6 protein-coding genes are annotated in these 6,124 nt (G+C 45.8%); 3 read left to right on the forward strand and 3 right to left on the reverse strand.

The genetic code is table 11. From position 1 onward, the window contains the following. Positions 1-38 precede the first annotated feature (38 nt). Entirely contained in the window at positions 39-1,130 is a 1,092-nt protein-coding gene (gene cax, locus JGK07_RS23045; RefSeq protein WP_293186783.1) for a calcium/proton exchanger, read from the forward strand. Positions 1,131-1,338: 208 nt separating this feature from the next. Here the strand turns inward: cax and JGK07_RS23050 are convergent, their stop codons facing one another. Next, on the reverse strand, positions 1,339-1,989 hold the full coding sequence (locus JGK07_RS23050; RefSeq protein ID WP_293208548.1) for a hypothetical protein: 651 nt from the start codon (positions 1,987-1,989) through the stop codon (positions 1,339-1,341). A 284-nt stretch (positions 1,990-2,273) separates the two neighbouring features. After that, a complete protein-coding gene (locus JGK07_RS23055; protein WP_293225923.1) occupies positions 2,274-3,938 on the reverse strand; it encodes a DUF655 domain-containing protein in 1,665 nt (554 codons plus the stop codon). Positions 3,939-4,128: 190 nt separating this feature from the next. Here JGK07_RS23055 and JGK07_RS23060 point away from each other — a divergent pair, with 190 nt between their 5' ends. Both JGK07_RS23060 and JGK07_RS23065 read left to right on the forward strand, forming a co-directional pair. Beyond that, positions 4,129-4,533 carry a hypothetical protein gene (locus tag JGK07_RS23060; RefSeq protein ID WP_293186780.1) on the forward strand — a complete coding sequence of 135 codons (405 nt, stop codon included), beginning with the start codon at positions 4,129-4,131 and terminating at the stop codon, positions 4,531-4,533. A 219-nt stretch (positions 4,534-4,752) separates the two neighbouring features. Continuing rightward, positions 4,753-5,943, forward strand: a complete 1,191-nt coding sequence (locus tag JGK07_RS23065) for a cysteine desulfurase family protein (RefSeq protein WP_293186779.1) — start codon at positions 4,753-4,755, stop codon at positions 5,941-5,943. Here the strand turns inward: JGK07_RS23065 and JGK07_RS23070 are convergent. After that, positions 5,940-6,124: hypothetical protein (locus tag JGK07_RS23070; RefSeq protein ID WP_293192742.1), on the reverse strand; the 185-nt coding region annotated here is incomplete at its 5' end. The two genes, JGK07_RS23065 and JGK07_RS23070, sit on opposite strands and share 4 nt — an antisense overlap.

Below are 6,124 nucleotides of genomic sequence, written 5' to 3' on the forward strand. Positions count from 1 at the left end.
GCAACTCGAACTCACCTTCAATACACATCCGAGTCCCTATGTCAATCAAAAAAATTCTTTCCATAGCCCTGTTAATTTTCATCCCCATTTCCATCGCAGCCGAATATTTGCACTGGGGTTCCCTGGTAGTTTTCATCACATCCGCCCTAGGCATTATACCTCTGGCGATTTGGTTGAGCACAGCAACAGAAGAAGTGGCGATCGTCACAGGGCCCTCCATCGGCGGCTTATTAAATGCAGTCTTCGGGAATGCTACAGAATTAATTATTGCCATAGTAGCCCTGAAAGCCGGCTTGATTGACATCGTGAAAGCCAGCATCACCGGCACCATTATCAGCAACTTGCTCTTAGTTATGGGACTTTCCATGCTGCTAGGGGGAATCCGCTACAAAGAACAAGAATTTAAGCCAATTATCGCCCGGGTGAACGGTTCCACCATGACTCTAGCAGTGATTGCGATTCTGCTGCCGACGATGGTAATTTACACGTCGAATGGAGTGGAACCCGCAGCCATTCAGAATCTTTCGTTGATAACTGCGATCGTCCTAATTGCAGTTTACGCACTAACGCTGCTATTTTCCTTAAAAACTCACAGCTATCTTTACGAAGTCGGCATACTAGAGTTAGAAGATTCTGAAAATACCGATGAATCAACTGCACACAAACCGAATTTGTGGCTGTGGATAGGAGTGCTAGTCGCCTCAACAGTTGCAGTTGCTTTTGAATCAGAAATTTTTGTGGGCGTTGTCGAAGAAACTACCAAAGGATTGGGATTAACACCACTGTTTACAGGTGTAATTTTGTTGCCGATTGTGGGCGGTGCGGCGGAATACGTAACGGCGGTGGGAGTGGCGATGAAAAATAATATGGATTTGTCAGTTTCCGTGGCGATGGGTTCGAGTTTGCTAGTTGCTTTGCTGGTAGCGCCGGTGTTGGTGATTATCGGTATCGTGATTCATCAGCCGATGGATTTAAACTTTAATCCGTTTGAAGTGGTTGCAGTTGCCATTGCGGTGACAATCGCTAATCTAATTAGTCTTGACGGGCGATCGAATTGGCTGGAAGGAGTGCTACTTTTAGCAACATATATTGTGTTAGCTGCGGCATTTTACTTTCACCCTGTTACTTGAAGCAACTGTCAGATCAAATAAAGGTATGTTGTTGCGCTTCAGCGCTCTTAATATTAAGAGCGTGGCTCTCCTGAGTCTGTGGTGATAAACAAACCGCATATCCTTGACGAAGAGAGCATCACAGAATCGCGAACAGTTGTGTCTGATACCGTATCCACCATAAACCCAGGAGAGCCAAGAGCGCTGAAGCGCAACAACATACCTAAAATTACGGACAGCGACACTCTTGAACAGTAACACACTCTATTCTGCAACTTTTTCCTTTGCGCCTCCTCTCGCGACAATCAGCATCATCCTGACATTGTGAAGTGACTTTGTTCTCACAAACTTGCTGACGTGGAAAAGTACCTAAATTTTGTACAGAAACTTGAGCGGTAAGCGCACCCTGTTCTATAATTTGGTTATTTTCTTTGATTTCATAGGCAAATTTATTTTCGCCCTCTAACACCGAAAAAGTTCTTGTTTTGTGACTGTTTGCTAACTTAAATCCAAAACTTTCGGAAAACTCACCTTTGTCATAACTTCTATCTGTGTAAGGATAGGGGTCAGTTTCCATGCCATCGGTCACATTTTTAATCAGCACTCTTCTGTTAGGGCCGGGGGGAGTCTTGCTGGAAACAAATCGAGCGCTTTGCGAATCAGGGGAGATGCCACTTCCGGGACACTGACCTACATATTCAACGCGCTTGAATTGAATCATGTTAATATTAAAACTGTTTTCGTTCTTTACCCGAAATTGTGCTTCGCTAGTCTGCTGGGCGCTGACTGTGAAAGCTGCTAGTGTGACTAAAATTGCACCAATCAAAAAAGCTAGGAATTTGATTGGTCGCTTCCCCGTAAAATATCTGGCGCGTTTCATCTCTTTATACCTCCAATATGAAAAAAGTGCATTTTATTTGAATGTAAGTTTAACTAGAAAGCTTAACTGTTGTCAAGATCGATAAAATAGGTTTGTAGTGAGGACTTTAGTCCTTCCTGGTTAGTCTCTCCACCAATGAATGAAGTATTCATGGTGCAGGTTTGTAGTGAGGACTTTAGTCCTTCCTGGTTAGTCTCTCCACCAATGAATGAAGTATTCATGGTGCAGGTTTGTAGTTGCTAGATGATTAATTAATTAAATCACCATAGCTGACGCACCCTACTTTAAAATGTTACTCGATCGCGCCATTTGTCTATAGCCTTGTTTCCTACTCCTGGCAATCTTTCGACATCCTCCCAAGACTCAAAAGGCTGCTTTTCCCGCGCTGCAATAATTTTCTCGGCTAACTTCTGGCCAACCCCTGGCAAAGTTTCTAGTTCTTCTTGAGTCGCGCTATTCAAATTAATTAAGTTTTTACCACCACTTTGCGGTTGAGGATTCGCAGGTTTTGATGTTGCTTGGACTGATTTACACTCTTTTTGCTTAGCGTCAATTTTCTGTTTGATTCGGGCGGGAATTCCCAAGATTGCACCTTTGTAAAGCCGATCGAACTCCCGCTCAAAATGGGCCCCAACCGTCGGGCTGTCGATCGCCAATAACGTCTCATCATTCCCGTGATTTGCAGCCTCACTCCAGTTGTGAGAGCCTGTCAGCACGGTATTTCCGTCGATAACGCCGAATTTGTGGTGCAGGCGATCGCCCATTGGTAACAGCGGCACTCCCACTGTAGTCAGCGGCTTTTTCCACGGGCGATTGTCCGCTTCTAAGCCGCCGCAATCCTGCATGAAAGTCGCCCCCATCATGTCTAAACCTTCGCTGTAAGGGCGATAAATGAAATTTGAGTCAATCAAAGCTCGCACCGCTACACCGCGCCTAGATTCAAGTTCCAGAGTGTTTGACAACCGCTGCGCCGAAAATACAAAGAGTGCCAAATTAACAGATTTTTTCGCCTTTGCTAAAGTGCGATTTATCAAACTGTTAACGCTTTGTTCCCAAGGCAAAGTCGCACTTGTTGGTGAAAATTGCACCGCCACAGTTGCATTACCAATTCTCACTTTTTGCACTTGACGAAACGGCTTTTTGATGCCAAACTTGCTATCCGGTTTACCACCGGGCCCGTCGCCCCACATGATGTTAAATTCTTGAGTAAAGATTTGCGCTAATTGAGGGCTGTCAATTTTTAGCAGATTGTTGGCATTGCCGCGACTTGCTGCTGTTTTGAAATCGCCGTGGATATCGCTGGTGGTAAAATTCGCCGAAGTTACGATGACTGTTTTGCCGTCAATTACTGCAAATTTGTGGTGCATCAAACCGCTGCCTTTACTTCCGTCAGCAGTATCGTCAATGACAGGAATCCCCGCATCCTGGATAATTACCAAAGCATCATTTTGCTTGATTTCCTCGGCACTCAATTTACCGTCTTTATTGGTATCGGCTAGTTGCAGAAATTCGCTGTAGCGATCGCGCTCTCGTTCTGGTAACTTTGCCAACTCCTGGGCTGTATAATCGCTCCAAGGGCGATTGTACAGATGTTCGACAATTAATCTGACTTTAATTCCAGCGCGCGCGCGATCGGCCAACCTTCGTGCAATACCGGGCAAGCGAAACTCCTGAACCGCTATATCTACCGTCGATTCAGCACTTGCTACTGCCTCGGCGATTAACTTTTCTAAATCGTCTCCAGGTCTAGTTTGCGGGCGGTAAGGCTCTGTATAACTCGAAGTGAGCGACTGATTGAAGTATACTTGCAACAAGGGGTCTTGAGGCAGCGGAGCGAGAGTGGGAGGTAAATTCTGCACGTCCTGCTTTGCTTGTCCGCAAGCCGCTAGGGCGATCGCCAGCAATCCAACACAACACAAACCTGGTAAATTATAATAAAGTACATTCACAAAATTTAAAATTTTATTGAGGTCATCAGTCTATTCAGAGTGGAAAGATATTGGATCGAGGAAAGTTAAAACTATTAAATTTATGACAGGGAATAGATTTTGCGTCTTGTAGAACTGCCTCGATGCCGGAAGCATCACTGGTAGGGTAGCAGCATTCAGGGGCGTGGGTCAAACCCGATACTGATGCTTTATGGCTAAAAGAAAAACAATTTTTGATTGTGGTCACAGGGGATATGGTAAAGCGTGCCATCGGTGTACGCAAGAGTTGATAGCGCAACAGCAATCAGTTGAACTGCTGGCCGAAAAACAGACCCAAAAACAAGAGAGGGAAGCATCATTTGCTAGAGATGCGATCGATCTCAGAGGTTTGCCTGACCATGTAGTTACTAAAGCTCGCGCTATTATAGCAGCTTTGGGGGAAAATAAGAATTACAGAGATTTCGGCGGCAAACGCCTGCGTCACAACCGCTGGATTGTGAGTATTCCTGTAACCCGCAACTACAGAATGCTTTGTGAAGATTGCGGCACTTTCTTAATTCCCCAAAAAGTCTTGTCCCATGAAGACTACAATGTCTGCAAACCTGGGAGTCATTAGACAGTTGACAGTTGATAGTTGACAGTTGACAGTGGGGAGTTGACAGTTGACAGCGGGGAGTTGACAGTTGGGAGTTAGCAGTTGGGAGTTAGCAATTGTTATCAGTCATAATTTAAGAATTATGAGTCATGAGTCAATAATCATTTATGCCTTTAGGATAAGTGCTTTATTCATTAGGTAGTCAATCATTCATTATTAGTTCGTCATTTAATTAAAGCAATGCAAATTTACCTCGACTATAGCGCTACAACGCCGACACGCCCAGAAGCAATTGATGCTATGCAAAAAGCTCTGACTCAATACTGGGGAAATCCTTCTAGTTTGCACGAGTGGGGACAAAGGGCGGCGACTGCTTTAGAATTAGCCAGAATGCAGGTTGCTGGGCTGATTAACGCGCTACCGGAATCGATGATTTTTACTTCGGGCGGCACTGAAGCGGATAATTTAGCAATTATGGGAGTTGCGCGTCTTTATACAAAACCGCAGCATATCATTATTTCCAGTGTTGAGCATTCCGCAGTATCAGAACCAGTGCGACAACTCGAAGAATTGGGATGGGAAGTAACTCGATTACCAGTCGATAAACATGGGCGAATTCATCCTTTGGATTTGCAAGAATCACTGCGATCGCACACAGTGCTAATTTCCATCATCTACGGACAAAGCGAAGTTGGTACACTGCAACCCATAGAAGCATTATCGCAAATTGCGCGCGATCGCAATATCCTGTTCCATACCGATGCAGTTCAAGTTGCCGGTAAATTGCCGATTGACGTGCAAAAACTGCCCGTAGACTTGCTTTCGCTTTCCAGTCACAAACTTTACGGGCCGCAAGGTGCAGGGGCGCTGTACGTGCGTCCAGGACTAGAATTGGTGCCAATGTTCGGCGGGGGAGGACAAGAGTTGAAACTGCGTTCAGGGACGCAAGCACTGCCCGCTATCGTCGGTTTTGGAGTGGCGGCGGAGTTGGCTGTGCAGGAAATGGATGTGGAAACGCCGAGGTTGATTGGATTGCGCGATCGACTTTTTGACAAATTAGCTGACATACCCAGTTTAGTCCCGACGGGCGATCGATATTACCGACTGCCGCACCACACCAGTTTTTGCATTGTCTCCCCATCCTGTCGCCCTTACCAAAAGAGAGACACAGAGAGAATCACAGGCAAAACTCTCGTGAGACAGCTAAATTTAGCCGGAATTGGCATTAGTTCCGGTGCGGCTTGTAGCAGTGGTAAACTCACGCCTAGTCCGATATTATTGGCAATGGGATATGACGAAAGCGGTGCGGTTGGTGGAATTCGCTTGACACTGGGACGCGAAACAACTGAAGCTGATATTGATTGGACGGTAATTGCGATCGCACAAATTTTAGATAGATTAATGCCCAAGGTAGCATTGTGCAGGAATTAGAAAACTGGGCGGTGGAATATTGGGTGCTTGGAAATCGGGCGGTTGGAAATCGGGCGGTTGGAAACCGGGCGGTTGGAAATCGGGCGGTTGGAAACCCGGCGGTTGGAAACCCGGCGGTTGGAAACCGCGTCTACACAGACAAAACCCGCCTCCGCGGGTTGAAGAAAAGGCGGTGAAATTA

The organism is Microcoleus sp. PH2017_24_DOB_U_A (assembly GCF_020738205.1).
Lineage (GTDB): Bacteria > Cyanobacteriota > Cyanobacteriia > Cyanobacteriales > Microcoleaceae > Microcoleus.

Bases quoted from the DNA above. Each gene is read 5' to 3' on its own strand.
- cax (WP_293186783.1), top strand. From the start codon at position 39: ATGTCAATCAAAAAAATTCTTTCCATAGCCCTGTTAATTTTCATCCCC.
- JGK07_RS23050 (WP_293208548.1), bottom strand. From the start codon at position 1,989: ATGAAACGCGCCAGATATTTTACGGGGAAGCGACCAATCAAATTCCTA.
- JGK07_RS23060 (WP_293186780.1), top strand. From the start codon at position 4,129: ATGGCTAAAAGAAAAACAATTTTTGATTGTGGTCACAGGGGATATGGT.
- JGK07_RS23065 (WP_293186779.1), top strand. From the start codon at position 4,753: ATGCAAATTTACCTCGACTATAGCGCTACAACGCCGACACGCCCAGAA.